At 71.1% G+C, this 24,394-nt stretch carries 17 protein-coding genes; 11 read left to right on the top strand and 6 right to left on the bottom strand.

Annotation, left to right across the window (positions count from 1 at the left end):
• Window positions 1-99: 99 nt before the first annotated feature.
• From GFH48_RS15935 to GFH48_RS15920, 4 genes are all read left to right on the top strand, one after another.
• Window positions 100-1,545 (top strand): ABC transporter permease, encoded by a 1,446-nt coding sequence (locus tag GFH48_RS15935; RefSeq protein ID WP_153288920.1) that lies wholly within the window; start codon window positions 100-102, stop codon window positions 1,543-1,545.
• A 69-nt stretch (window positions 1,546-1,614) separates the two neighbouring features.
• Window positions 1,615-2,298, top strand: coding sequence for an ABC transporter ATP-binding protein (locus GFH48_RS15930; protein WP_153288919.1), 684 nt, complete (start codon window positions 1,615-1,617; stop codon window positions 2,296-2,298).
• 193 nt (window positions 2,299-2,491) lie between these two features.
• Complete coding sequence (locus GFH48_RS15925) at window positions 2,492-5,803, top strand: S8 family peptidase (protein ID WP_228120606.1); 3,312 nt, start codon at window positions 2,492-2,494, stop codon at window positions 5,801-5,803.
• A 91-nt stretch (window positions 5,804-5,894) separates the two neighbouring features.
• Window positions 5,895-6,665, top strand: coding sequence for a group II truncated hemoglobin (locus GFH48_RS15920; protein WP_153288918.1), 771 nt, complete (start codon window positions 5,895-5,897; stop codon window positions 6,663-6,665).
• Between the two features lie 82 nt (window positions 6,666-6,747).
• On the opposite strand, the gene GFH48_RS15915 is transcribed toward GFH48_RS15920, so the two are convergent.
• On the bottom strand, window positions 6,748-7,662 hold the full coding sequence (locus GFH48_RS15915; RefSeq protein ID WP_153288917.1) for a helix-turn-helix domain-containing protein: 915 nt from the start codon (window positions 7,660-7,662) through the stop codon (window positions 6,748-6,750).
• Between the two features lie 173 nt (window positions 7,663-7,835).
• On the opposite strand from GFH48_RS15915, the gene GFH48_RS15910 reads away from it, so the two are divergent.
• The 4 genes from GFH48_RS15910 (at window position 7,836) to GFH48_RS15895 (ending at window position 12,282) form a co-directional block, all read left to right on the top strand.
• Window positions 7,836-8,876 (top strand): NAD(P)-dependent alcohol dehydrogenase, encoded by a 1,041-nt coding sequence (locus GFH48_RS15910; RefSeq protein WP_153288916.1) that lies wholly within the window; start codon window positions 7,836-7,838, stop codon window positions 8,874-8,876.
• A gap of 422 nt (window positions 8,877-9,298) precedes the next feature.
• Window positions 9,299-9,526, top strand: coding sequence for a ferredoxin (locus tag GFH48_RS15905; RefSeq protein WP_153288915.1), 228 nt, complete (start codon window positions 9,299-9,301; stop codon window positions 9,524-9,526).
• Window positions 9,523-10,914 carry an NAD(P)/FAD-dependent oxidoreductase gene (locus GFH48_RS15900; RefSeq protein WP_153288914.1) on the top strand — a complete coding sequence of 464 codons (1,392 nt, stop codon included), beginning with the start codon at window positions 9,523-9,525 and terminating at the stop codon, window positions 10,912-10,914. Before GFH48_RS15905 ends, GFH48_RS15900 begins: the two co-directional genes overlap by 4 nt.
• A gap of 153 nt (window positions 10,915-11,067) precedes the next feature.
• Complete coding sequence (locus tag GFH48_RS15895; protein ID WP_153288913.1) at window positions 11,068-12,282, top strand: cytochrome P450; 1,215 nt, start codon at window positions 11,068-11,070, stop codon at window positions 12,280-12,282.
• Window positions 12,283-12,526: 244 nt separating this feature from the next.
• Here GFH48_RS15895 and GFH48_RS15890 read toward each other — a convergent pair whose 3' ends face one another.
• Complete coding sequence (locus GFH48_RS15890; RefSeq protein WP_228120598.1) at window positions 12,527-13,831, bottom strand: alkaline phosphatase; 1,305 nt, start codon at window positions 13,829-13,831, stop codon at window positions 12,527-12,529.
• 780 nt (window positions 13,832-14,611) lie between these two features.
• On the opposite strand from GFH48_RS15890, the gene GFH48_RS15885 reads away from it, so the two are divergent.
• Entirely contained in the window at window positions 14,612-15,511 is a 900-nt protein-coding gene (locus GFH48_RS15885; protein ID WP_153288912.1) for a phosphotransferase family protein, read from the top strand.
• Between the two features lie 178 nt (window positions 15,512-15,689).
• Here the strand turns inward: GFH48_RS15885 and GFH48_RS15880 are convergent, their stop codons facing one another.
• Window positions 15,690-16,796, bottom strand: a complete 1,107-nt coding sequence (locus GFH48_RS15880) for a serine hydrolase domain-containing protein (protein WP_153288911.1) — start codon at window positions 16,794-16,796, stop codon at window positions 15,690-15,692.
• Between the two features lie 362 nt (window positions 16,797-17,158).
• Here GFH48_RS15880 and GFH48_RS15875 point away from each other — a divergent pair, with 362 nt between their 5' ends.
• Entirely contained in the window at window positions 17,159-17,542 is a 384-nt protein-coding gene (locus tag GFH48_RS15875; protein ID WP_153288910.1) for a VOC family protein, read from the top strand.
• A gap of 382 nt (window positions 17,543-17,924) precedes the next feature.
• On the opposite strand, the gene GFH48_RS15870 is transcribed toward GFH48_RS15875, so the two are convergent.
• The 3 genes from GFH48_RS15870 to GFH48_RS15860 form a co-directional block, all read right to left on the bottom strand.
• Window positions 17,925-20,360 carry a SpoIIE family protein phosphatase gene (locus GFH48_RS15870; protein WP_153288909.1) on the bottom strand — a complete coding sequence of 812 codons (2,436 nt, stop codon included), beginning with the start codon at window positions 20,358-20,360 and terminating at the stop codon, window positions 17,925-17,927.
• Window positions 20,361-20,837: 477 nt separating this feature from the next.
• Window positions 20,838-21,512 carry a peptide-methionine (S)-S-oxide reductase MsrA gene (msrA, locus tag GFH48_RS15865; protein WP_153288908.1) on the bottom strand — a complete coding sequence of 225 codons (675 nt, stop codon included), beginning with the start codon at window positions 21,510-21,512 and terminating at the stop codon, window positions 20,838-20,840.
• Window positions 21,513-21,621: 109 nt separating this feature from the next.
• The gene (locus GFH48_RS15860) at window positions 21,622-22,740 is read right to left on the bottom strand and encodes a hypothetical protein (protein ID WP_153288907.1); all 1,119 of its coding nucleotides are present in this window, start codon (window positions 22,738-22,740) and stop codon (window positions 21,622-21,624) included.
• Between the two features lie 455 nt (window positions 22,741-23,195).
• On the opposite strand from GFH48_RS15860, the gene GFH48_RS15855 reads away from it, so the two are divergent.
• Complete coding sequence (locus GFH48_RS15855; RefSeq protein ID WP_153288906.1) at window positions 23,196-24,350, top strand: cystathionine gamma-synthase; 1,155 nt, start codon at window positions 23,196-23,198, stop codon at window positions 24,348-24,350.
• Window positions 24,351-24,394 lie beyond the last annotated feature (44 nt).

The following is a 24,394-nucleotide window of genomic DNA, read 5'->3' as shown; positions in this document are numbered from 1 at the left end:
GGGCCCCGCACAGGTGAACTTCTGTGCGGGCACAGTCTTCTCATCGTTCTCTTATTTCGGCCTTATGGCTTCATCACGCGCCGTACCTAGCTTGCGGCCATGTTCTTCACCTACCTGAGGCGCGAACTGCGCCGCCGCAGGAAGGCGGCGCTCGTCGTCGCCTCCGGGCTCGCCCTGGGCATCGCCCTGGTCATCGTGGTCAGCTCCGTGTCGTCCGGCATGGAGAAGGCCCAGGGCAAGGTCCTCCAGTCGCTCTACGGGCTGGGTACGGACATGACCGTCACCAAGGCCGCGGCCCCGCCGACGAGCACCGGTCAGCGCCCGCGCTTCAACTTCGACGCGAACGACAACGGCTCCGACAAGGAGCAGAGCAGCGACCGCGTCATGGTCCAGGGATTCCAGACCCTGGCCGCCTCGACGGTCTCCAAGGTCGACTCGCAGCACGGCGTCGCGGACTCCGTGGGCGGGCTCAGCCTCCAGGTCATCCGGGTCAACGGGCAGTTCACCCGGGGCCAGTTCCAGCAGAACGGCAACGGCGGCGGCAACCGCGGCGGCCGCCAGGGCGGGCAGCAGCCCCCGCAGGGCCGCGTGGAGGGCGGCGGCGCCGACTTCGACGTCAACAACTACTCCGTCTACGGCACCGACGTCACCAAGCCGGCGCTCGGCCCGCTGACCTCCTCGAAGATCACCAGCGGCCGTACCTTCACGACGTCCGAGACGAACACCGAGGTGGTCGTCGCCGACACGTCGTACGCCAAGGAGAAGAAGCTCTCGGTCGGCGGCACCGTCACCGTCAAGGGCGTCAAGTTCAAGGTGATCGGGATCGCGACCCCGGACAGCGGCGACGCGGCGGCCAATCTCTACATGCCGCTCCAGCAGGCCCAGACGCTGGCGGGCGCCAAGGACAAGGTCACCACGATCTACGTCAAGGCCTCCGACTCGCAGCAGATCTCCAGCGTCAAGAGCGCCATCCAGAAGAACATCTCGGGGACCACGGTCACCACCTCCGCGGACCTCGCGAACACCGTCTCCGGCTCCCTGTCGACCGCCTCCGACCTCGCGTCGAACGTCGGCAAGTGGCTCTCGATCGCGGTGCTCGTGGCCGCGTTCCTGGTCGCCGGTCTGCTCACCTCCTCGGCCGTCTCCCGGCGTGTGCGCGAGTTCGGCACCCTCAAGGCGCTCGGCTGGAAGTCGGGCCGGGTGACCCGCCAGGTCGTCGGTGAGGCCATCGTCAACGGACTGGTCGGCGGCGTCCTCGGCATCGCGCTCGGTCTGGCGGGCGCGTACGCGGTCACCGAGATCAGCCCCAGCCTGCAGGCACAGGTCGGCGGTTCGGGAGGCGGCGGTGGACAGGGCGGCTTCGGCGGTCCCGGCCGGCGCGTCGCGTCCAAGGCGCTGGACGTCACGCTCACCGCGCCCGTCAGTCTCTCCACCATCGCCGGCGCGGTCGCCCTCGCCGTCGCCGGCGGCCTGATCGCCGGCGCCTTCGGTGGCTGGCGCGCCTCCCGGCTGCGGCCCGCGGACGCCCTGCGCCGCGTCGAATAGACCGGCCCCGCACGGGCCGTGCGGCCACACACCCGCGCGGTCCCCTCACGCACAACCAGGAGCAGCACCATGTACGAACTCAGTGGCGTCATCAAGCGCTACCAGCGGGGCAAGGGCACGGTCGAGGCACTCGCCGGCATCGATCTGACCATCGCGGACGGAGACCGGCTCGTCATCCAGGGGCCCACGGGCGGTGGAAAGTCCACCCTGCTGCAGATGCTCGGCGGACTCGACCGGCCCACCGCGGGCAGCGTCGGACTCGACGGCGTCGATCTGGCGAAACTGTCCGAGGCGAAGCTCACCAAGGTGCGCAGCGAGAACATCGGATTCGTCTTCCAGAGCTTCAACCTGATTCCCACGCTCACCGCCCAGGAGAATGTGGAGACGGCTCTCGTACCCCTCGGGGTGAAGGGCAGGGAACGGCGCGCGCGGGCCGCCGAGGCCCTGGAGTCGGTGGGGCTCGCCGAGCGGCTCGGACACCTGCCCGCCGAGCTCTCCGGCGGTCAGCAGCAGCGCGTCGCCATCGCCCGTGCCCTGGTCAAGCAGCCGAAGGTGCTGCTCGCCGACGAACCCACCGGCAACCTCGACGAGTCCATGCGCGACGAGATCATGGACGTGCTGGAGACCATGTGGAAGGAGCGCGGGCTGACCTTCGTCATGGTCACCCACGATTCCGCGATCGCGAGGAAGGCCCCGCGCGTCGCGACGATCCGCAAGGGAAAGATCACCGTCAAGGAGAACGCGGGGGCGTGAAAGCGCGCAAAAGAGAGAATTCAGGGTCTTAGCGGAGCGAATCCGTCAACTCCTCACCGCAGTCCCGCTCTTGAGGGACCGATCACCCCCCGGCATACTTGCGGTTTCCGCGGGGGTGATCGTGCGTGTGTACGAGACATCCCCCGGCCGGGTGAATCGGGGATTCACCCGGACCTCATCTCCAGGGGGAGACTTGCGCAGACAAGTGAAAAGAGCGTGCGCGGCGACCGTCGCCACGGCGGCCGCCGTGGCGCTGGCGGCGGGAATGACCAGCCCGGCGTCCGCGAGGGTCCCGGCGAAGGCCGGACGGGCCGACACCACTCCTGCGGCCGGGATCACGGCCAAGCACCGCATCACGCTGATCACCGGTGACCGGGTGGTCGTCGACACCAAGGGGCGCGTCGTCGGCGTCGAGCGGGCCGAGGGCCGTGCACACGTGCCCGTCCAGATCCGCAAGGCCGGCGGCCACACCCTCGTGGTGCCGGCCGACGCGCAGGCGCTGATAGCCGCCGGCAAGCTGGACCGCCGGCTCTTCGACGTCACCGAGCTGAACAAGGCGGCGACCCGCGCCTCCCAGAAGCAGGGTCTGAAGGTCATCGTCGGCTACAAGGGCGCGGCGACGGCCGCCCGGACCGGCGTCCGGGAGTCGGGCACGCTCCGCCGGACCCTGAAGTCCCTGAACGCGGACGCCGTACGGACGCCGCAGCGGGACGCGGCCGAGCTGTGGGCCGCGGTCACCGACCACGGCCGGGCGGCCTCCGGCATCGCGCACGTCTGGCTGGACGGCGTGCGCAGGGCGAGCCTCGACAAGTCCGTGCCGCAGATCGGCGCCCCCAAGGCCTGGGCGGCCGGCTACGACGGCAAGGGCGTCAAGATCGCCGTCCTGGACACCGGGGTCGACGCGACCCACCCGGACCTCAGGAACCAGGTCGTCGCGTCCAGGAACTTCTCGGCCGCCGCCGACGCCACCGACCACTTCGGCCACGGCACACACGTCGCGTCCATCGCGGCCGGCACCGGTGCCAAGTCGAACGGCAAGTACAAGGGTGTCGCGCCCGGCGCGAAGATCCTCAACGGCAAGGTCCTCGACGACACCGGCAGCGGTGACGACTCGGGCATCCTCGCGGGCATGGAGTGGGCGGCCGACCAGGGCGCCGACGTCGTCAACCTGAGCCTCGGCGGCCCGGACACCCCCGACGTGGACCCGCTGGAGGCCGAGGTCGACAAGCTCTCGGCCGAGAAGGGCATCCTCTTCGCGATCGCGGCCGGCAACGACGGCCCCGAGTCGATCGGTTCGCCGGGCAGCGCGGACGCCGCGCTCACCGTCGGCGCCGTCGACGATCACGACAAGCTGGCGGACTTCTCCAGCACCGGCCCCCGCCTCGGTGACGGCGCCATCAAGCCGGACGTCACCGCCCCCGGAGTGGACATCACCGCGGCCGCCGCCCCGGGCAGCGTCATCGACACGGAGGTCGGCGAGAATCCCGCGGGCTACCTGACCATCTCGGGTACGTCGATGGCGACCCCGCATGTCGCGGGCGCCGCCGCCATCCTCAAGCAGGAACACCCGGACTGGACGTACACCGAGCTCAAGGGCGCGCTGACGGGGTCCGCCAAGGGCGGCTCCTACACGCCGTTCCAGCAGGGCGCGGGCCGCATCGCCGTCGACTCGGCGATCAAGCAGACCGTGATCGCCGACCCGTCGTCGGTGAGCTTCGGCGTCGCACAGTGGCCGCACACCGACGACACGGTCCTGAGCAGGCAGCTGACGTACCGCAACCTCGGTACGAAGGACGTCACCCTGACCCTCGGCGTCAAGGCCACCGACCCCAAGGGCCACACGGCCCCCTCGGGCTTCTTCAAGCTCGGCGCCACCACGGTCACCGTCCCGGCCGGTGGCAGGGCGTCCGTCGGCGTCACCGCGAACACCAGGCTCGGCGGCACACTCGACGGGGCGTACTCGGCGTACGTGACGGCGACGGGCGGCGGCCAGTCGGTGCGCACGGCACTCGCGGCCGAGCGCGAGCCGGAGTCGTACGACGTCACCCTGAAGTACGTCGACCGTGCCGGCCAGGCACCCACCCACCTCACCGACCTGATGGGCTACTCCGGGCTCGGCGCCGAGCGGGACTACGCGTCGCAGAACACCGCGGACACCGTGACCCTCCGGGTGCCCAAGGGCAAGTACCAGCTCAACTCCCTGTCCGTGCGGGACCTGGTGGAGGCGAAGGGCGGGGTCGACTGGCTGGTCCAGCCCCGGCTGAGTGTCACCGCGAACACCACGCTGACACTGGACGCCCGTACCGCCAGGGGCGCCGACATCACGGTGCCCGACGCGCGGGCCGAGCCGCTGTCGGCGGTCGCCGGCTACTTCGACGACGCCTCGGGCCTCGGCATCGGCCTCGGTCTGGACTCCTTCCAGAACGTGCGGATGGCGCACGTCGGCCCGGCGCTGCCCTCCGGCCTGTTCCAGAGCTGGGCCGGACAGTGGACCAAGGGCGCCACCGCCGAGTACGACACCTTCACCGGCGCCAAGGTCAGCAAGATCCAGGGCGCGCACGTCAAGCACTACAAGGCGAGCGAACTGAGCACGGTCAGGGCGGACATGGGGGCCGCGGCGCCCGGCAAGACCGGCGCGATCACCACGTACGGCAGTCTGCCCGACGACTACAGCTTCGGTGTGGGCGTCGACCAGAAACTGCCGAGCACGCGCACGCTGTACCTGTCGACCGGTGACAAGGTCCAGTGGTCGTTCGACTTCGAGCAGCACGCCGGCACCGACGCCTCCGGGTTCCCGGTCGTCGACGCGTACTACACGCTCGGCACCCCGCAGACCTTCAGCGCGGGCAAGAGCTACACGAAGCGGTTCAACACGGCCGTCTTCGGCCCGAAGATCACCGCGGAGTTCGGCGTCTACCGGGACGGCGACAGCATCGCCGGCTACCTCCCGGTGTACGCCGACGGAAGCACCCACGCCGGGTCCTCGCTGTTCAGCTCGGTCACCACGACGCTGTACCGCAACGGGGCGAAGATCGGATCGAACGACGACCCGCTCTTCGGGGACAAGGAGTTCAAGGTCCCGGCCGGCGAGGCGGAGTACCGGCTGACGACCTCGGTCAAACGCAGCGTGAAGGTCGCCGCGGCCTCCACCCGGATCGACGCGAGCTGGACCTTCAGGTCCAAGAAGGCCGCCTTCACGAAGCTGCCCACGTCCACGGTCCGCTTCAACGCCGCGACCGGCCTGGACAGCCGCGTCGAGGCAGGCCGGACGACGACGATCCCCGTCACCGTCCAGGGCTCGGCCGCGGGCCGGAACCTCAAGTCGCTGTACGTGTACGTCTCGTACGACTACGGCCAGACCTGGACCATGCTCAAGGTCAAGGACGGAAAGATCACCGTCAAGAACCCCGCGAAGGGCAAGGGAGTCTCCTTCCACGCGAAGATCACCGACAAGCAGGGCAACAAGTCGACGGTCTCGATCTACAACGCGTACTACGGAAAGTGAGTCCGCTCCGCGCCCGGGTGAAGTGAGCCCGTAGCGAACGGCCCGCCGGAAGAGCAGCTTCCGGCGGGCCGTGCGTGTTTCCGTGGTCCTCATGAGCGCCCACACCGTGGAGTACGTCCGGTACCACATACCCGAGGAACGGTCCGCGGAGTTCCTGGCCGCCCACACCCGGGCCGCGGCCCTGCTGGCCGCCGCCCCACAGTGCGTCGACCACGAACTCGCCCGCTGCGAGGACGACTTCGAACATTTCGTCCTGCGGATCACCTGGACCTCGACCGAGGCCCGCGAACAGGACTTCCGTGCCTCGGAGCTCTGCCCGGCCTTCCTCGCCGAGCTCCGTCCCTACCTGCCGCACATCCAGGAGAGGCGCCACTACAAGGCGACGACGGTACGGGGCGCCGGCGCCGCGGTCCCCACCCTGTACGCGTGGGCGGGCGGCGCGGAGGCCTTCGTCCGGCTGACCGAGGTCTTCTACGACAAGGTCCTCAAGGACGACGTCCTCGCACCCGTCTTCGCCGGCATGGCGCCCGAACACGCGGCGCACGTCGCCCTCTGGCTCGGCGAGGTCTTCGGCGGACCGCCCGCCTACTCCGAGACCCAGGGCGGCCACGGCCACATGGTCGCCAAGCACTTCGGCAGGAACATCACCGAGACGCAGCGCCGACGCTGGGTCGGCCTCCTCCAGGACGCGGCGGACGACGCGGAACTGCCCACCGACGCCGAGTTCCGCTCCGCGTTCCTCGCCTACGCGGAGTGGGGTACGCGGCTCGCCGTGCACTTCTCCGGCCCCGACGCGGTGCCTCCGGCGGAGCAGCCGGTACCCCGGTGGACGTGGGGGGCGGCACCGCCGTACCGGGGGTGACGGTCGTACCGGGCGTGGGGGTGGGACGGGGGTGACGGTCGTACCGGGCGTGGGGCGGGTGTGACCGTCGTACCGGGGGCGGCTAGGACTGGGCGTTGGCCCCCGCGCGGGTCGCGTCCGTGCCCCAGCTGGCCAGCAGCCGCAGCGCCTCCGCCGAGGCGGACCCCGGCTCCGCGTGGTAGGTGACCAGCGCCTGCTCGCTGTCGTCCGTCATCCGGAACGACTCGAACCGCAGGTCGAGATCGCCCACCAGCGGATGCCGCAGCTCCTTCACGCCGTGGTTCTTCTCCTTCACGTCGTGCGTGGCCCACAGCCGCCGGAAGTCCGGGCTCTTGACGGAGAGCTCCCCGACCAGCGCCGACAGCCGCGGATCGTCGGGGTGACAGCCCGCGTCCATGCGCAGCATGCACACGATGTCGATCGCCTTCTGCTCCCAGTCCACGAACAGATCCCGGTACTCGGGTCGCAGGAACACCAGCCGCGCCCAGTTCCGCTCGTTGGGCGCGAGCTCCGCCCAGTCGCCGAAGACGGCCGCCGCCATCCGGTTCCAGACCAGGATGTCCGCCCGCCGGCCGGTGACGTACGCGGGCACTCCGTCCAGCATGTCCAGCAGGTGCCGCAGCGCCACCCGCACCTGCTGCGGCCGGGCCGTCTGCCTCTTCTTGTGCTGCTTGGGCTTGGCGAGGTGGGTCAGGTGCGCGTGCTCGGCGTCCGACAGGCGCAGGGCACGGGCGATGGCGTCGAGCACCTCCGCCGACACGTTCCGTCCGTTGCCCTGTTCGAGCCGCGTGTAGTACGCGACGGACACCCCGGCCAGCTGGGCCAGCTCCTCGCGCCGCAGCCCCGGCACCCGGCGGTGCCGGCCGAAGTCGGGCAGCCCCACGTCGTCCGGCTTCAGCCGGGCCCGACGGGTGCGCAGGAACTCACTGAGCTCGGCCCGCTGATCCAGCGGCTGCCCGGCTTCCCCGGCGATCTCCTGGAAGGGCTGCTCGTTCATACGTCCAGTATTCACGGTCGTACGCGGCTGAGCCTGACCCCGCCAGTAGTAGGACCACCGGTCGTACGCAAAGCCGTGGCCTGGGTGAATGTCGAACGGCGGGGCAGGCTGGTGAGCGTGCCCGGCGGAAGAAGACGGCCGGGCACGGACCCCTCCCTAGGAGAACCCCCAGCATGACCACTGTTGCCGCGTACGCTGCCCCCGCCGCGAAGGCCCCGCTGGAGCGCACCACCATCGAGCGCCGCGCCGTGGGCGAGTTCGACGTCCTGATCGACATCAAGTTCGCCGGTATCTGCCACTCGGACATCCACCAGGCCCGTGAGGGCTGGGGTGAGGCGATCTTCCCGATGGTGCCCGGACACGAGATCGCCGGCATCGTCTCCGAGGTCGGCCCCGGCGTCACCCGGTTCGAGGTCGGCGACCGCGTGGGTGTCGGCTGCATGGTCGACTCCTGCCGCGAGTGCGAGAACTGCAAGGCGGGCCTGGAGCAGTACTGCGTCAAGGGCAACGTCGGCACCTACAACGCCCTCGACAAGAACGGCGAGCCCACCTACGGCGGCTACTCCGAGAAGATCGTCGTCGACGAGAACTACACCGTCCGCATTCCCGACGGCCTCTCCCTCGACGTGGCCGCGCCCCTGCTGTGCGCCGGCATCACCACGTACTCCCCGCTCCGGCACTGGAACGCCGGCCCCGGCAAGAAGGTCGCGGTCCTCGGCATGGGCGGCCTCGGTCACATGGGCGTCAAGATCGCGCACGCGCTCGGCGCCGAGGTGACCGTGCTGTCGCAGTCCCTGCGCAAGAAGGACGACGGCCTGAAGCTGGGTGCCGACCACTACTACGCGACCAGCGACCCGAAGACCTTCGAGGAACTGCGCGGCACCTTCGACATCATCCTGTCCACGGTCTCGGCACCGCTCGACTTCGGTGCGATCCTCTCGCTGCTGCGGACGGACGGCGCGCTGGTGAACGTCGGCGCCCCCGAGGAGCCGATCTCCCTCAACCTCTTCTCCGTGATCGGCGGCCGCAAGTCCCTCTCCGGCTCCGGAATCGGCGGCATCCAGGAGACCCAGGAGATGCTCGACTTCTGCGCCGAGCACGGCCTCGGCGCGGAGATCGAACTGATCAGCGCGTCCGAGATCAACGACGCGTACGAGCGCGTGCTGTCGAGCGACGTCCGCTACCGCTTCGTGATCGACACCGCGACGATCTAGTGGGTCGACGTGCGCAAGGAGGGCGCCGACCGGTCATGGGACCGGTCGGCGCCCTCCTTTTCGGTGGTGCGGGTGGTGTGGGTGGTGCCGGACCCGGCCCGGCACCGGACGCGCTCGACCGGCTCCGTCCCGGGTGCGGGCCAGGTGCGCGCGGGATACGCTTTTCGACGGCGAGGCCAGGTTCTCCGGGCGGTGGCCCGGACTCCGGAGCCTCGGCCGTGCTGACCGGTTCTCCCCGCGAAGACCTTCGACGAGCGTGGTGTCCCCCGTATGCGCGCAGGGGCGGGCGACAGCCGTATTCCTTTTCTCGATGTCTCGAAGGCATGACTCTCGCTTCTGGGCGCCGGGGTGGTGCCGTGGGCGCCCCGAGGGTGTCGCCCCAGGACCCGCTGCCGTGCGGCCCCTGTGAAATGGAGGTCGGGATGAGAGTTGTCGTCGATCTTTCCCGCTGCCAGGGGTACGCCCAGTGCGCGTTCCTGGCCCCGGACGCGTTCCGGATGCACGGCGAGGAAGCGCTGATGTACGCCCCGAACCCCGACGACGCCCAGCGCGAGCAGGTCCTGCGCGCCGCGGCGGCCTGCCCGCTCCAGGCCATCCTGGTCGACCGGCCGGAAGGGCGGGACGCGCCGGTGGGGACGTCCCCGTCATGAGCAGCGCGCACACCCTGCGGAGGTTCAGGCGGGACGGCCGCGTCGTGATCGTCGGGGCGTCACTGGCGGGCCTGCGCGCCGCGGAGGCCCTGCGCGGCGAGGGCTTCACGGGGTCCTTGACCATGATCGGTGACGAACTGGGAGAGCCCTACGACCGCCCTCCGCTGTCCAAGCAGGTACTGACCGGATGGGTGCCCGCCGACGGCACCACACTGCCGCGGCGGCGCGGCATCGACGCGGAGTGGCTCCTGGGCGTTCCCGCCGACGGCCTGGACCTGGCGGCCGACCAGGTGCGGCTCGCCGACGGCCGCAGGATCCCCTTCGACCGCATGCTGATCGCCACCGGGGTACGGGCCCGGCCCTGGCCCGTCGAGGCCGAGGCCGCCCTGGACGGCGTGTTCGTCGTCCGCACACGTGAGGACGCGGCCGGGCTGCAGCGGGCGATCGCCGCCGGACCCTCCCGTGTCCTGATCATCGGCGCGGGCTTCACCGGCTCCGAGATCGCCTCCGTCTGCCGCGAACGCGGCCTGCCGGTGACCGTCGCCGAACTCGGACCGGCCCCGCTGGTCGGTGGACTCGGCGCGATGATCGGCGAGGTCGCCGCCGACATGCAGCGCGCCCACGGCGTCGACCTGCGCTGCGGGGTCAAGGTCACCCGCCTGGAGGGCGACGCGCAGGGGCGGTTGCGCCGCGCCCACTTCTCCGACGGCGGCACGGTCGACGCGGAAGTGGCGGTGGTGGCGCTCGGAGGCATCCGCAACACCGAGTGGCTGCGGGACTCGGGACTGGCGGTGGGCGTATGGGGCGTCGCCTGCGACGCGGGCTGCCGCGCCTTCGACCTCAACGGCCTGGTCACCGACGACATCTTCGTCGCCGGAGACGTGGCACGAAGCCCCAACCCGATCTACGAGTACCGCTTCATCTCCCTGGAGCACTGGGCCAACGCCGTGGAACAGGCCGAGATCGCGGCCCACAACATGGTCAGCACCCAGGCGGACCGCTGGCCGCACCTGTCGATCCCGGCGTTCTGGTCGATCCAGTTCGGCGTCAACATCAAGTCCGTCGGTGTACCGACCTACGCGGACGAGGTCGTCGTCGCCCAGGGATCCGTGTCCGACCGCCGCTTCGTCGCCGCGTACGGATACCAGGGCAGGGTCACCGCGGCGGTCAGCTTCAACAACGCCAAGTGGCTCGACCACTACCGGCGGTTGATCGAGACGGCCGCGCCCTTCCCGCCGCCCTGCCCCACACCCGACCAGCCCGCGGACGCGAAACCGGTGCCCGTCGACTTCCCCGGCCCCACGCTGCTCGCCCAGGGCGCCACCGTGGTCGTCACCGGGCACGACCCGGGCGAACGGCGCGTCACCGTCATGCGGCAGCACCGGTAGCCCGTCACCGTCACGCGGCGGCGCCGGTAGCGCGTCACCCCGTCACGCGGCGCCCTGGTGGCGCGGCGCTGTCATACGGCTTCATCGGCAGAAGGACGAAGTCCCGTGACGAGAGGGACGAAGTCCGGCACAGGGAAGCAGGAGGGAAGCGACATGACCACGACCGAGAGGCCCGACACCCTGCGCCGGATCCTCGACCACTCCTCCCGGGCCGACCCGTACCCGCTCTACGCCGAACTGCGCAGGACCCCGGTGGCCCTGCAGGAGGACGGCAGCTATGTCATCAGCACCTACCGCGAACTCACCGGCATACTCCACGACCCGCGCCTGAGTTCCGACGTACGCAACCTGGCGCGGCCGATGGCGGCCGTCGAGGGACGCGCCACGCCGTCGTTCATCAACCTCGACCCGCCCGAGCACGACCGCCTGCGACGCCTGGCGATGCGTCACTTCGGGCCGCCGCACACCCCGGGACTGGTCTCCGGCATGGAACCCGGCCTGACCGCCACCGTCAGCGGCCTGATCGACGGCTTCGCGGACGAACAGCGGATCGACATCGTCGACGAGTTCGCCTACCCGTTCCCCGTCACCGTGATCTGCCGCCTGCTGGGCGTACCACGGGAGGACGAACCGCGGTTCCACGTCTGGGTGAACGCCATCATCGAGTCGATCGACTACGACCCGAGGACCGACCCCCAGGAGAAACTGGACAACGGCGTGCAGGCCACCAAGGATCTGCGCGAGTACCTCGGCGGTCTGCTGGAGGTACGCCACGGCCACCCCGGCGACGACCTGCTGACCCGGCTGGCCAACGACGACGGGCCCGACGGGCGGATGACCGACGAGGAGATCATCAGCACCGCCAACCTGCTGCTCATCGCCGGCCACGAGACCACCGTCAACCTCATCGCCAACGGCATGCTGACGCTGCTGCGCCACCCCGAGGTGCTGCGCCGGCTGCGCGCCGAACCCGGCCTCGTCGTACCGCTGGTGGAGGAACTGCTGCGCTACGAGCCCCCGGTGCAGATCATTCCCTGGCGGGCGGCGTACAGCGACATCACGGTCGGCGACACCGTCATCCCCAAGGGCTCGCAGATCATGCTCATGCTCGCCTCGGGCAGTCGTGACCCGGACCGTTTCGAGGACCCCGACCGCTTCGCCCCCGACCGGCAGGACAACCAGCACCTGGGATTCGGCAGTGGTGTCCATCTGTGCTTCGGCGGACCGCTGGCCCGGCTGGAGACCCAGATCGCGCTGACCGGGCTGGTACGCCGCCTCGAACGGCCCGGACTGGTCGCCGACCCGCCGCCGTACCGGCCCAGTCCCGTCCTGCGGGGTCCCCTCCATCTGCACGTCGAGCAGGGCTGAGCCCGCGCTGGACGCCCGGGCGCCGAGTACCGGGCGCCGAGTACCGGGCGCTGAGTGCCCGGGCCGGCGAGTGCGGCCGGCGGAGCGCCGAGCACTCCGTGACCGCCGCTGTCGGCCGCCGGGTGCGGTGACCACCGCCGTCGGCCGGCGCGTACGGTGACCGGCCCCGGCCGCCGGATGCCGTGACAGCGGCGGGGCCCCGGAGCGTGATCGCTCCGGGGCCCCGCCGCTGTCGGTGTGTCGCTCAGCGGCGCGTCAGGGCCTCACGCAGCACGTCGTACACGTGGGTGTTGGCGTGCTTGCCGGTGAAGCGGTCGGACAGCGGGCCGGCCGCGGTCACCGGCACGTCCACGCCGGTGTGACCGGACGTGGTCCAGTCGATGTAGAAGCTCTTCTCGCTGCCGCGGATGCTGAACGGACCGTCCTCGGTGGAGATGCCGGTGCCGGACTCGTCGGCGGCGTCCGACTCCTCGACGGCCAGGCCGCCGGTCTCGTGGTCACCGGTGATGACCAGCAGGGTGTCGGAGTGGGTGGCGACGTACGCGCGGGCCACGGCCACGGCCTTCTCCAGCTCCTGCATGGACTGCAGGGTGCGGGTGGCGTTGTTGGAGTGCGCGAACTCGTCGGTGCCCTCCTCCTCGACCATGAGGAAGAAGCCCTTCTTGTTCTTGTCCAGCGTGCTCAGGGCCTTGCTGGTCATGGTGGAGAGACCGACCACCGGGCTGTACACGTCGCCCTGGCCCTCGGGACGCTGCTGGAACATCTCCTCGTTGGCGAAAAGACCGAGGAGCTTGCCGTCCTTGGCGCGGCTGAGCTGGTCCGCGCTGTTGACGTAGGAGTAACCGGCCTTCTTGGCCTTCTTGATGAGGTCGCCCTTGGTGCCCTTGCTCGCCTCGGACGGGTCCTCGGCGGGCTGGTCCTTGAACGCGCCGGCGGTGCCCGCGGGCAGCCACCAGTCCTCGCCACCGCCCAGGATGACGTCGGGCTTGCTGACCTCGATGTACTGGCGGGCGATCTCGTCCTGCGCCGAACGGTTGGCGGTGTTCGAGAAGAACGCCGCCGGCGAGGCGTCGGTGACCTGCGCGGTGGTGACCAGGCCGGTGGCCTTGCCGGCCGCCTTGGCCTGCTGGCCGAGGGTGGCCAGCGGGTTGCCGTCCACGTCGACGCTGATCGCGCCGTTGTAGGTCTTCTCGCCGGTGGCCCACGCGGTCGCCGCGGCGGCCGAGTCGGTGACGACGGCCTTCGGGTCGTCCGGCTCGGTGGTCAGCTGGCCCGAGACGGGGAGCTTGTCCATCGCGAGCTGGCCACCCAGGCCGGCCAGGTGCAGACGGGCGGCCTGGCGCATGGCGGCACCCATGCCGTCGCCGTTGATGAAGATGACGTTCTTGGCGGTCGGGGCCTTGGCCTTGGCCGCGGCCTGCGGAGCCGAGGCCGACGCGCCCAGCGTCGGGTTGACCACCATCGTCACGACGGCGGCGGCGACTGCGGCGGCTGCGGGAGCGGCGAACCGCCGAGCCCTACGGGCATCCAGGGACACAACGTCCTCCATTGCTGTTCTTGCCCATCATTTGACCGTGAACATAAGGTTCTTTGGGGGGAGGTTGACCAAGAACAGATGGCCAGTACGCGACGAGATCTTCAGCGGCAGGTAAAGGCGCAGGTCCCGTACGTCCCTCACTTGGCGCAGGTCCCGTACGTCCCTCACTTGTCCGGACAGGTCAGGCGGACAACGAACTCCGCCCGTGCGCTGCCGCACCCCCCACGCCCCGGCGAAGTCACGTCCCCGGTCCCGGCCGTCCTCCGCGTCGTGACCATGTCACCAGCGTGTGACGGCGGTGCGGTGGAACGACGACACCGGCATCCCCTCGGCCCGTAATCCCTTCTCAGGGATCGAGCACGTACCGAGGAGCCGGCACCGCTTCGGCTCCGACCTCTCGACACCAAGGGGTCTTTCATGTCCGGCAACCGTCGCAGGGCTTTCCTCGTCTCCGCGGTCCTCGTCGTCGGCGCCATGCTGATGACGGCCGGACCACCGGACCCGGCCCCGTCCGTGCACGGGTGGGGCCGTCGCCGCGGGCCGCTCGACAGCGCCGGCCGCTCGACACCGCCGACGCCGGTGCGGGTGCCGACGCGAACGCCGGTGCGGGTGCGAGTGCGGGCGCCGACGCCGGAGCCGGTGCGGGTGCGGTGCTGGCGCCGGAGCTCTCCGACCGCCTGCCTCCTCCCTCCGTCCCCCTGTGGAAGACCCCTCCACGGGACGCCAGTTCGCACCGCGCGGCCCCCGACGACGATCGCCGGCCCCCGTGCGGTCGATTGATACGGTCGGCAGATGACCAGTCGCAGCCGTGACCGCGTCGCAGACGTCCGCAGCGTCGTGGTCGCGCACATGCCCGACTATTGGATCGAGTCCGTCGCGCCGCTCGGCGAGGGACTGGACAATCTGGCGTACGAGGTCAACGGTGAGCTGATCGTGCGCTTCAGCAAGGAACCCGACCTGGCACGGCGGACCGCCCTGGTGAGCCACGAGGCCCGGGTGCTCGCCGCCGTCGCCGACATCTCGCCCCTGCCCGTCCCCGAACCGGCGTTCACGGTCGCGGAGCAGGGATGCCTGGCCTACCGCAAGCTCCCCGGCACGCCCCTGTTGGACATGCCCCGGCACCGGCGATCGGCGCACGGCACGTCGATCGCCGCCACGCTCGGTGAGCTGCTCGCCGCGCTGCATGCCGTTCCGGTCGATCGGCTGGCCGGTCTGGTGGAAGCGGACCACCAGCCGCCGGCCGAGTGGCGACACGTGGCCACGGAGAACTACGCGACGGTAGCCGGGCGGGTACCGGTGGCGCACCGCGGACCCGTCGAGGCGTTCCTGGGCGCCGCACCACCGCACGGCGGATGCACCCCGGCGTTCTCCCACAACGATCTGGGGATCGAGCACGTTCTGATCGACCCGGCCACCTGGACGGTGACCGGCATCATCGACTGGAGCGACGCGGCCGTCGTCGATCCGGCCCATGACTTCGGGCTGCTCCTCCGCGACCTCGGCCCTGCCGCCGTCCGCGCCGCCCTCAGCGGCTGTCGAACCGACACCGACGGCCTCGCGGCTCTCAGCGAGCGCGCCGTGTTCTACGCCAGGTGCAGTGTCTTCGAGGACCTGGCACACGGCATCGAGACGGGACAGGGCAAGTACGTCGACAAGAGCCTCGCCGCGCTGGAATGGCTGTTCCCGACGTAGCGGCCTCATCTCGAACGCGATCCGCACCCGCGTCCCATGCCGCACCGTTCCGGCCCGAACAAACCGCCCGCCCCGACCCCGGACCCCCGACCCGCGGTCCCCCGGCTCGGCCCCCGTCCTCATCCCGCTGAGCCCGTGCTGCCGACGCGTCGACCTGTCGACGCGTCGGCCCGTCGGATCAGGTCCGCAGCCCCTGGAGTCCCTCGTAGGCGGCCATCACCATCTCCAGCCCCCGGGTGTCGTCCGCGGGCTCGCGCATCTGGTTCGTCACGTAGGCCACCGTCATACGTGCTTCGGGATCGATCACGACCAATGAACCGCCCCAGCCGCCCCAGCCGAAGGTGTTGTCGAACAGCCCGTAGCCCAGGCCCCAGCGGATCGGCATGCCCAGGACGCGGTCCTTGCCGCTGAACTGCTCCTGCCTCGCACGGTCACAGCCCGCCCGCGACAGCAGTCGCATCCCCCGCACGGCTCCGCCGCAGGCCATCACCGACTGGACGAGGCCGACCGAGCGGGCGTTGCCGACTCCGTTCGCGGCGGGGATCTCGGCGCGACGCCAGGCCACGCTGTTGCCGTCACGGACCCGCATACGGGTGCCGGCGGTCGGAGGCGCCCCGCTGTCGGCGGCCGCCGCGACGTAGTCCTCGTCGTGTGAGGCCGGCGGGATCGCGGGCGCCATCCGGTGGTCGTGCTCGGCGGACAGCCCGATGTGGAAGTCCGCGCGCAGCGGTCCGGCCACCTCCTCGGCGAAGAACTCGCCCGGGCCGCGGCCGGTGATCCGGCGTACGACCTCGCCCACGAGGAACCCCTGGGTGAGGGAGTGGTACCCGGCCGCGCTTCCGGGCTCCCACTGCGGAGTCCGCGCGGCCAGCCGTGCCGTGGCGGCCGGCCAGTCGTAGAGCTCCTCGACCGGCCCGTCCCAGTCGGGCAGACCCGCGGTGTGCGCGAGCACATGCCGTACCAGCACCTTCTCCTTGCCCGCCCCGGCGAACTCGGGCCAGTACCGGCCGACCGGCGCGTCCAGGTCGAGTTCACCGCGGTCGACGAGGATCAGCGCGCACAGCGCCGTCATCGTCTTGGTGACGGACCAGACGTTGGTGATCGTGTCCCGCTGCCACGGGTTCGCGCGGTCCGCGTCGGCGAAACCGCCCCAGACGTCCACCACCGGTTCGCCGTCCACGAAGACGGCCACCGAGCCGCCGGCGTCCCCCTCGTCCAGCAGCGCGGACAGCGCGCGGGGCACGGCGGTGAACAGGTCGTCGTAGGAGCCCTGGATGTCGGCCATGCCTGGTTTCTAGCCCGCGACGGCCGCGCGGGGCAACCGAATTCCCGGGCAGCGGTCCCGCGGTCGCGCGCTCCAGGCCCGAGACCGTACGGAGGCAGTGGCAGCAGCCTGCGCACGCACCCGCGACCGTGACCTTCGCGTACGGAGCGCGGCTCGCCCCCGGTCCCGCCCGTGAGGCCGTCGGCGAGGACGTACGTCCGGTACGTCGACCGCCGCGCGCCAACTAGAAGTGATCGGAGCCTACTTGAGGCAACTCCGGGCTGACGGTGAGCCGGACGGGGCTCCGCTGATACGCCCCGCGGCCGGTCCTACCGCGCGCGTGACCGGCTCTCGGCTCGTGCCGTCTACGTACACTGACGGGCATGGCATGCCGTATCAGCGAACTGGTCATCGACGTCGCCGATCCCGACCGGCTCGCCGCGTTCTGGAGCGAGGTCCTCGGCTACGTCGAACTCGGCCGGGAGGACGACGGAAGCATCGAGATCGGGCCGCCCGACGCCGGCTTCGGCGGCCCGCGGCCCACCCTCGTCCTCAGTCCCAGCAGCGAGCCGCGGACCGGGAAGCTCCGACTGCACATCGACGTCAACGCCACCGACCGCGACCAGGACGCCGAACTGGAGCGGCTGCTCGCTCTCGGCGCCACGCCCGTCGACATCGGCCAGACCGGCACGGAGAGCTGGCACGTCCTGGCCGACCCGGAAGGCAACGAATTCTGCCTCCTGCACACCCGGCTCCGGCCTCTGTGACCACAGCCGCTTCCCCTTGAGCGAGAGCCTGTTGCCGGGCGGCTCGGGAGCGGCGCCGGCATCCACCCCGTGCGGAGCGCGGACGGAAAGACGCGAAGGTTCGGTCCGGGCGGGGCCTGGCCGGTGGTCCTGCCGCCGGATCTCCCGGTGACCCGCTTCTCCGCCGCTTTGCCCGTCGAGCGGTCGACACGGAACCAGATCGACCCGGCGGAGCCGGACCCGATCCTGCCACGGCCCTCTGCCCCGTCGCCCATCGGTTCGGCGACCCTTTTGCTCATGTCACCCGTCGGCACAGCGTGTGCGGTGCCGCGGTCGATGCGTACCGCTGCCGGCGTCGCGTCAGCACTCGGCCGGGGGCGCGCGGACACGTCCTCGTCGCGGGTCATGCGTGCGGCAGATGCTGCTCCGTCCAGACGGTCTTGCCGTCGTGGGTGTAACGGGTGCCCCACCGCTCCGTGAGCTGGGCGACCAGGAAGAGCCCGCGGCCGCCCTCGTCCGTGCTGAGGGCCCGTCGCAGGTGAGGGGATGTGTGGCTGGTGTCGGACACCTCACAGAGCAGGCAATGCGTACGGATGAGGCGCAGGGTGACGGGGCCGGCCGCGTACCGGTAGGCGTTGGTGACGAGCTCGCTGGCGACCAGTTCGGTGGTGAAGGCCAGTTCCGGAAGTCCCCATTCGGTCAGTTTGGCCGTGGTCAGCTGCCTGGCACGGGCAGCGGCGGTCGCTTCCAGGGGCAGCTGCCACGAGGCGACGTTCTCCGGGGGCAGCACCCGGGTACGGGCGATCAGCAGCGCGATGTCGTCGGTGGGGAGGTGCTCCTTGGGCAGCAGCGCCTCGACCACGGCGTGGCAGGTGCTGTCCAGGGGATCGGCGGAGTGGGCGAGACACTCGTGCAGATGGTCCAGCGCGGCGTCGATGTCGCCGTTGCGCGCCTCCAGAAGACCGTTGGTGTAGAGCGTGAGCAGGCTCCCCTCGGGGAGGTCGAGGTCGTACGTCTCGAACGGCAGTCCACCCAGCCCGAGCGGCGGGCCCGCGGGCAGGTCGAGTACGGTCACCTGGCCGTCCGGCGTGGTCACCACCGGTGCCGGGTGGCCGGCGCGTGCCAGGGAGCAGTGCCGGGAGACCGGATCGTAGACCGCGTAGACACAGGTGGCTCCGATCATCTGCTCGATCGCCGACCCGTTGCCGTCGGTGTTCGCCTCCAGCTCGCCGGCCAGCAGACTGACCAGATCGTCCAGGCGTGCCACCACCTCGTCCGGTTCCAGGTCGAGGCTGGCCAGGGTGCGTACGGCGGCGCGCAGGCGGCCCATCGAGGCCGCGGCGTGGATCCCGTGGCCGACCACGTCCCCCACGACGAGGGCGACCCGGTTTCCTGACAACGGGATCACGTCGAACCAGTCACCGCCGATGCCCGGTTCACCGCTCGCCGGGAGGTACCGGCAGGCCACCTCGACGGCCGGCAGGTCGGACGCCGCGCTCGGCAGCAGGCTGCGCTGCAGCGTCAGGGCGGCGTTCTGCTGCTCGGTGAAGCGGCGCGCGTTGTCGATGCAGACGGCCGCGCGCGAGGAGAGCTCCTGGGCCACGGCGGCGTCGTCCTCCTCGAAAGGCTCCGAATGGCGCGATCGCCACAGACTCACCACGCCCAGGACCAGACCACGTGCGACCAGGGGCACCGCGATCAGCGAATGAACTCCGAGCCCCAGGGCGATCTCGAGCCGCCGCCGGTCCATGGCGTACCACTCGGGGCGGAGGCGCAGCAGGCCTTCGAGAACGGGCCGACGCTCGGACAGGCACCGTGCCTGGGGTGATCCCGGAAGCAGCGGGACTACCTCGCCCTCCTGGAACGGGACGCGGTGTTCCGGGGGTGAGAGGGCGGCCCGGAGCAGCTGACCCGACGTGTCCCATCCCAGCTCGTCACCCTGTGTGACCGGCTTGAGGAGGTCCACCGAGCAGTAGTCGGCCAGGCCGTCGACGGCCACCTCGGCCAGTTCCCGAGCGGTCTGAGTCACGTCCAGGGAGGTTCCGATCCGGGCGCTCGCCTCGTTCAGCAGGGCGAGCCTGCGGCGGCCCCGGTGGCGGGCGGTCACGTCCTCGATCGTCTCGGCCACACCGAGTACCCGGCCCGAGGAATCCTCCATCCGGAACGCCGAGACGGACACGATCCGCTCCCGGCCCGGATCGTGGCGTGCCCGGGCGGACTGCTCCGTGAAGATCAGCGGCTCGCCGGTCTCCAGCACGTGCCGTACCCGTTCCTCGGCCGGACCCGCGTCCTCGTCGACCATGAATTCGCGGGGGCGACGGCCCACCGGCGCCTCGGCCGGGACGCCGCTCGCCTTCGCGACCGCGCGGTTGACCCGGATCACCTTCCTGTCCGGACCGTAAGTGACCAGACCGATGGGGGACCGGCGGTACAGGCCGTCCAGCAGCGCGCGGTCCCGCTGCCAGGCGCTGACCTCCGCGGCGGGGGCCCCGACCAGAATCCACTCCTGACGGTCCCCGTCCCGGGTGATCGCGCGGGCGCGGAAACCCATCTCCACCCGGCGTCCGTCACGGTGCCGGATGGGCAGGACCCCGAACCAGCCGCCCGTCCGCATGGCGTCCACGACGACGGATCGCGCGACGGGCAGGTCACGGGCGTCGACGAGGAGGTCCTGCCACGCCCGTCCGATCACTTCCTTGGCCGGATAGCCCAGCAACTCCTGAGCGCGTGCGCTCCAGCCGACCACGGTGCCCTGACCGTCGAGCGCAGCCGAGGCGCCACGCCCGATGGCGAACGGATCCTCAGGACTCTCGCTGAAATGCACCGACGGCGTCCCCATATACACCACCTTGCCTACGTCACTCCGATGTTCCTCCCCGAGGTCTCCGTTCGCGACCTCCCGTTCCGCGCGTGAAGGGGCCGTGCCGGACACGTGCCAGGTCGCACGGGGAACCACGGGAATCGATCGGCGTCCCACCATGGGCTCCGACGGAAGGCCGCCGGGTCGTCGCCGGCGCACGATCTACTCTTGATTGGATCCTCTGCGTTTCGTCCGCGCGTCAGGCTTGCGGCCGCTTACTTGCCCTCCGCTTCATCGGCCCACCACTTTTCCCGGCCCCCATCCCGTCTGCCGTCGACCCACACACCGTGGTGCGCCGGTGCGGCTGAGGCTGTGCAACGGTCGATCTGGAGGTGGACCGCACAGCAGCGACTCCGGCGCCGCGTGTGGGGAATCTGAGCCGGCGGGGCGTGGCTCACCGGGTCCGAGCAGGCCAGCAGCGCCCGCAGGGTCGCCGCGGCTTCCGGCGACAGCGGCTCAGCCATCCACCCTGGCCACACCGATCGGGCAGGACACCCCCGTCCCGTCCAAGCCGCAGTACCCGTCCGGGTTTTTGCTGCCCGAGAGGTACTGCTGGTGATACGCCTCCGCCGGATAGAAGGGGCGGCCCTCCGCCGGGAGGAGTTCCGTGGTGATCGTGCCGTGGCCCGAGCCCGTGAGGACCTTCTGGTAGGCCTCGCGGGAGGCGGTCGCGGCGGCTGCCTGGGCGGGGGTGTGGGTGTGGACGGCGGAGCGGTACTGCGTGCCGGAGTCGTTGCCCTGGCGGAAACCCTGGGTCGGGTTGTGGGACTCCCAGAAGACCTTCAGCAGCTCCTCGTACGAGATCTCGGCCGGGTCGTGGACCACGCGGACGACCTCCGTGTGGCCGGTCAGGCCCGAGCAGACCTCCTCGTAGGTGGGGTTCTCGGTGAAGCCGCCCTGATAGCCGACGAGGGTCGTGTACACCCCCTTCGGCAGCTGCCAGAACTTCCGTTCAGCGCCCCAGAAACAGCCCAGGCCGAAGTCGGCGACCTCCAGGCCCTCGGGATAGGGGCCGAGGAGGGTGGTGCCGAGGACCGTGTGCCGGTCGGGGACCGTGAAGATCGGCTCGGACCTGCCGGACAGGGCCTGCTCGGCGGTCGGGAGCTGCGGGGTACGGCTGTACAGGAACATGCGGTCTCCACGGGGTCGCGGGGCACGGGGCCGGGGGGCGCGGCCTACAACGCGGGAGCCCCGGCCGGCATTCCGGTCGGGGCTCCCGGCACGCGCGCGGCGCCTCGCCTCAGCGGGGGAGGGACGCCGGAGTGCCTCCGTTCGCCTCGTACCCGGCCACCGCCAGCGCGCGGTACACCGCGTAGTCCGCCGCAGGGTCGGCGGTGAGGGTCCAGGGGAGGGCGCCGACGTGGCCGTCGACGTGCACCAACTGGTTCATCGCCTCCGCCCACCGCTCGCCGCAGACCAGGAAGAACACCAGGAGGTGGCGGACGTGCGCCAGCATCGGGTCGTCCGGGCGGGCCGCGTGCACCGCGAAGAGCGCGCCGTGGACCGCCTTCGTGACGACCTCGCTCTGGTAGAAGCTGCGGACCAGGTTCACCTCGGGGAGGTGCTCGAAGACCGCGAAGAGGGGCATGGCCGCGAGCAGGGATCCTCGCGGGGCGCGCGCGGCGGCGGCCTCCGCGAACGAGTACGCCATGTCACGCGAGCCGTGCCACTTCTCGCACCAGTAGTGGAGGGCCGCCAGGTGCGCTCCCATGTGGGAGGGCGCGCGGTCCAGGATCTTCAGCCACAGCTTCTCGAACTCCGCCTGGGGATAGGCGAGACCGCGGGCCACCGACAGCTCGACGATGTACGGGATCGGGTCACCGGGGGACAGCAGCGCCGCCTCGCCGCAGGCCGACCTCGCCTCCTCCATGATGATCCGGAACTCGTCCGTCCCCGGCGTCGACGTCCGCCACGCCTGCTGCACCAGGAATTCCGCGTGCACCGCCGCGCCGCCCGCGTCCTTGGGCGCCTCGGCCCGCCACACGCGAAGCCACTGCCCGCCCGGAGTCTCGCTGACCCCGCCGGGGCGCTGCTGGAGCTCCAGTGACGCGGCGCCCGCGAAGGCCTGCACCCGCTGCCAGCGGGTCTCGCCCGCCGTCTCGGTGCCGGCCAGGAGCTGCGCGGCGGCATGGTGGTCCTGCGTGTGCTGCACCACGTCCAGGACGTCGAGGAGATCCGTGTCCGGGCCCGGCATGCGGATGTCCAGCTGCTCCTGCCGGAGGAATCCGTAGTTCGCCGGGTCCGCGGCGTCCGGGTCGCCGGGCGAGACCAGCTGAATACCGGCGCGCCGACGCCTGAGAACCGGCAGCAGGACCAGGCTGAACAGGGCCAGCGCCATCAGGACCCAGAGAATTTGCATGCCTCAAGCGAACCAGACGGGTCCGACAATTGGCCAACCCGGTCGGACGCGGGCCCGCGTCCCGTTCCGCGGACACCCGCCCGGCCATCCCGCGCCGGTCCACCGCCCCGCCCCGCACGGGCGCGCCGGCCCATCCCACCCCCTCGCGCAGGTCTGCGTGCTCACGTCACACCGGTCCGCGTTCCCACCCCGCGCCGGACCGTCCCGCTGCCCCGCGCCGGCCCGCGTGCCCGCCCCTGGTGAACTCGTACAGAAACCCCATCGGCCCGCACGCGGCCTCGTACACGAACCCGCCCGTTCGCCCAACCCTGCCCCGCCCCCCCGGGTCCCACCCCGCCCCCGGGGTCCCACCCCGCCCCCGGGGGGCCACGCAGGCCCGGCCGGGGTGCCGCGCGGCACCCCGGCCGGGCCCGTGGGCCGCCACCAGCCCCGCGGGCGCACTACGCTCGGGACCCATGAGCGACAGGCACATCAGTCAGCACTTCGAGACCCTCGCGATCCACGCGGGCAACACCGCGGATCCCCTGACCGGCGCGGTCGTCCCGCCGATCTACCAGGTCTCGACCTACAAGCAGGACGGCGTCGGCGGGCTGCGCGGCGGCTACGAGTACAGCCGCAGCGCCAACCCCACCAGGACCGCCCTGGAAGAGAACCTCGCCGCCCTGGAGGGCGGTCGCCGCGGCCTCGCGTTCGCGTCCGGACTGGCGGCCGAGGACTGCCTGTTGCGTACGCTGCTGAGCCCCGGCGACCACGTGGTGATCCCCAACGACGCCTACGGCGGCACCTTCCGCCTCTTCGCGAAGGTCGTCTCGCGCTGGGGCGTGGAGTGGTCCGTGGCCGACACCAGCGACGCCGACTCCGTACGGGCCGCCCTCACCCCGAAGACCAAGGCCATCTGGGTCGAGACACCCTCCAACCCCCTCCTCGGCATCACCGACATCACCGCGGTGGCGCAGATCGCGCGTGAGGCGGGCGCCCGGCTCGTCGTCGACAACACCTTCGCCACCCCCTACCTCCAGCAGCCGCTCGCGCTCGGCGCGGACGTCGTCGTGCACTCCCTCACCAAGTACATGGGCGGCCACTCGGACGTCGTCGGCGGCGCGCTGATCACCGGCGACCAGGAGCTCGGCGAGGAGCTGGCGTACCACCAGAACGCGATGGGCGCGGTCGCCGGGCCCTTCGACTCCTGGCTGGTGCTGCGCGGCGCCAAGACGCTCTCGGTGCGTATGGACCGGCACAGCGAGAACGCCACGAAGGTCGCCGACATGCTCACCCGGCACGCGCGCGTGACGCGTGTGCTGTACCCGGGCCTGCCGGACCACCCCGGTCACGAGATCGCCGCCAAGCAGATGCGGGCGTTCGGCGGCATGGTCTCCTTCCAGGTCGAGGGAGGCGAGGAGGCGGCCGTCGAGGTCTGCAACCGCGCCAAGGTGTTCACGCTCGGCGAGTCCCTGGGGGGCGTCGAATCCCTGATCGAGCACCCGGGGCGCATGACGCACGCGTCGGTCGTGGGCTCGGCGCTGGAGGTACCGGGCGATCTCGTGCGGCTCTCCGTGGGCATCGAGAACGTCGACGACCTGCTCCAGGACCTGCAGCAGGCCCTCGGCTAGAAGCCGGCCGGCCACGGCGGGGGATCCGGACACCGTCCGTCCCG

This window comes from Streptomyces fagopyri (genome assembly GCF_009498275.1).
In the GTDB taxonomy this organism is placed as follows: Bacteria; Actinomycetota; Actinomycetes; order Streptomycetales; family Streptomycetaceae; genus Streptomyces; species Streptomyces fagopyri.
This window is presented reverse-complemented; position numbering and strand designations above follow the sequence as displayed.

What these genes read in the sequence shown, in the direction of transcription:
- GFH48_RS15935 (WP_153288920.1), top strand. Translation starts at nt 100, where the DNA reads ATGTTCTTCACCTACCTGAGGCGCGAACTGCGCCGCCGCAGGAAGGCG.
- GFH48_RS15930 (WP_153288919.1), top strand. Translation starts at nt 1,615, where the DNA reads ATGTACGAACTCAGTGGCGTCATCAAGCGCTACCAGCGGGGCAAGGGC.
- GFH48_RS15920 (WP_153288918.1), top strand. Translation starts at nt 5,895, where the DNA reads ATGAGCGCCCACACCGTGGAGTACGTCCGGTACCACATACCCGAGGAA.
- GFH48_RS15915 (WP_153288917.1), bottom strand. Translation starts at nt 7,662, where the DNA reads ATGAACGAGCAGCCCTTCCAGGAGATCGCCGGGGAAGCCGGGCAGCCG.
- GFH48_RS15910 (WP_153288916.1), top strand. Translation starts at nt 7,836, where the DNA reads ATGACCACTGTTGCCGCGTACGCTGCCCCCGCCGCGAAGGCCCCGCTG.
- GFH48_RS15905 (WP_153288915.1), top strand. Translation starts at nt 9,299, where the DNA reads ATGAGAGTTGTCGTCGATCTTTCCCGCTGCCAGGGGTACGCCCAGTGC.
- GFH48_RS15900 (WP_153288914.1), top strand. Translation starts at nt 9,523, where the DNA reads ATGAGCAGCGCGCACACCCTGCGGAGGTTCAGGCGGGACGGCCGCGTC.
- GFH48_RS15895 (WP_153288913.1), top strand. Translation starts at nt 11,068, where the DNA reads ATGACCACGACCGAGAGGCCCGACACCCTGCGCCGGATCCTCGACCAC.
- GFH48_RS15890 (WP_228120598.1), bottom strand. Translation starts at nt 13,831, where the DNA reads ATGGAGGACGTTGTGTCCCTGGATGCCCGTAGGGCTCGGCGGTTCGCC.
- GFH48_RS15885 (WP_153288912.1), top strand. Translation starts at nt 14,612, where the DNA reads ATGACCAGTCGCAGCCGTGACCGCGTCGCAGACGTCCGCAGCGTCGTG.
- GFH48_RS15880 (WP_153288911.1), bottom strand. Translation starts at nt 16,796, where the DNA reads ATGGCCGACATCCAGGGCTCCTACGACGACCTGTTCACCGCCGTGCCC.
- GFH48_RS15875 (WP_153288910.1), top strand. Translation starts at nt 17,159, where the DNA reads ATGGCATGCCGTATCAGCGAACTGGTCATCGACGTCGCCGATCCCGAC.
- GFH48_RS15870 (WP_153288909.1), bottom strand. Translation starts at nt 20,360, where the DNA reads ATGGGGACGCCGTCGGTGCATTTCAGCGAGAGTCCTGAGGATCCGTTC.
- msrA (WP_153288908.1), bottom strand. Translation starts at nt 21,512, where the DNA reads ATGTTCCTGTACAGCCGTACCCCGCAGCTCCCGACCGCCGAGCAGGCC.
- GFH48_RS15860 (WP_153288907.1), bottom strand. Translation starts at nt 22,740, where the DNA reads ATGCAAATTCTCTGGGTCCTGATGGCGCTGGCCCTGTTCAGCCTGGTC.
- GFH48_RS15855 (WP_153288906.1), top strand. Translation starts at nt 23,196, where the DNA reads ATGAGCGACAGGCACATCAGTCAGCACTTCGAGACCCTCGCGATCCAC.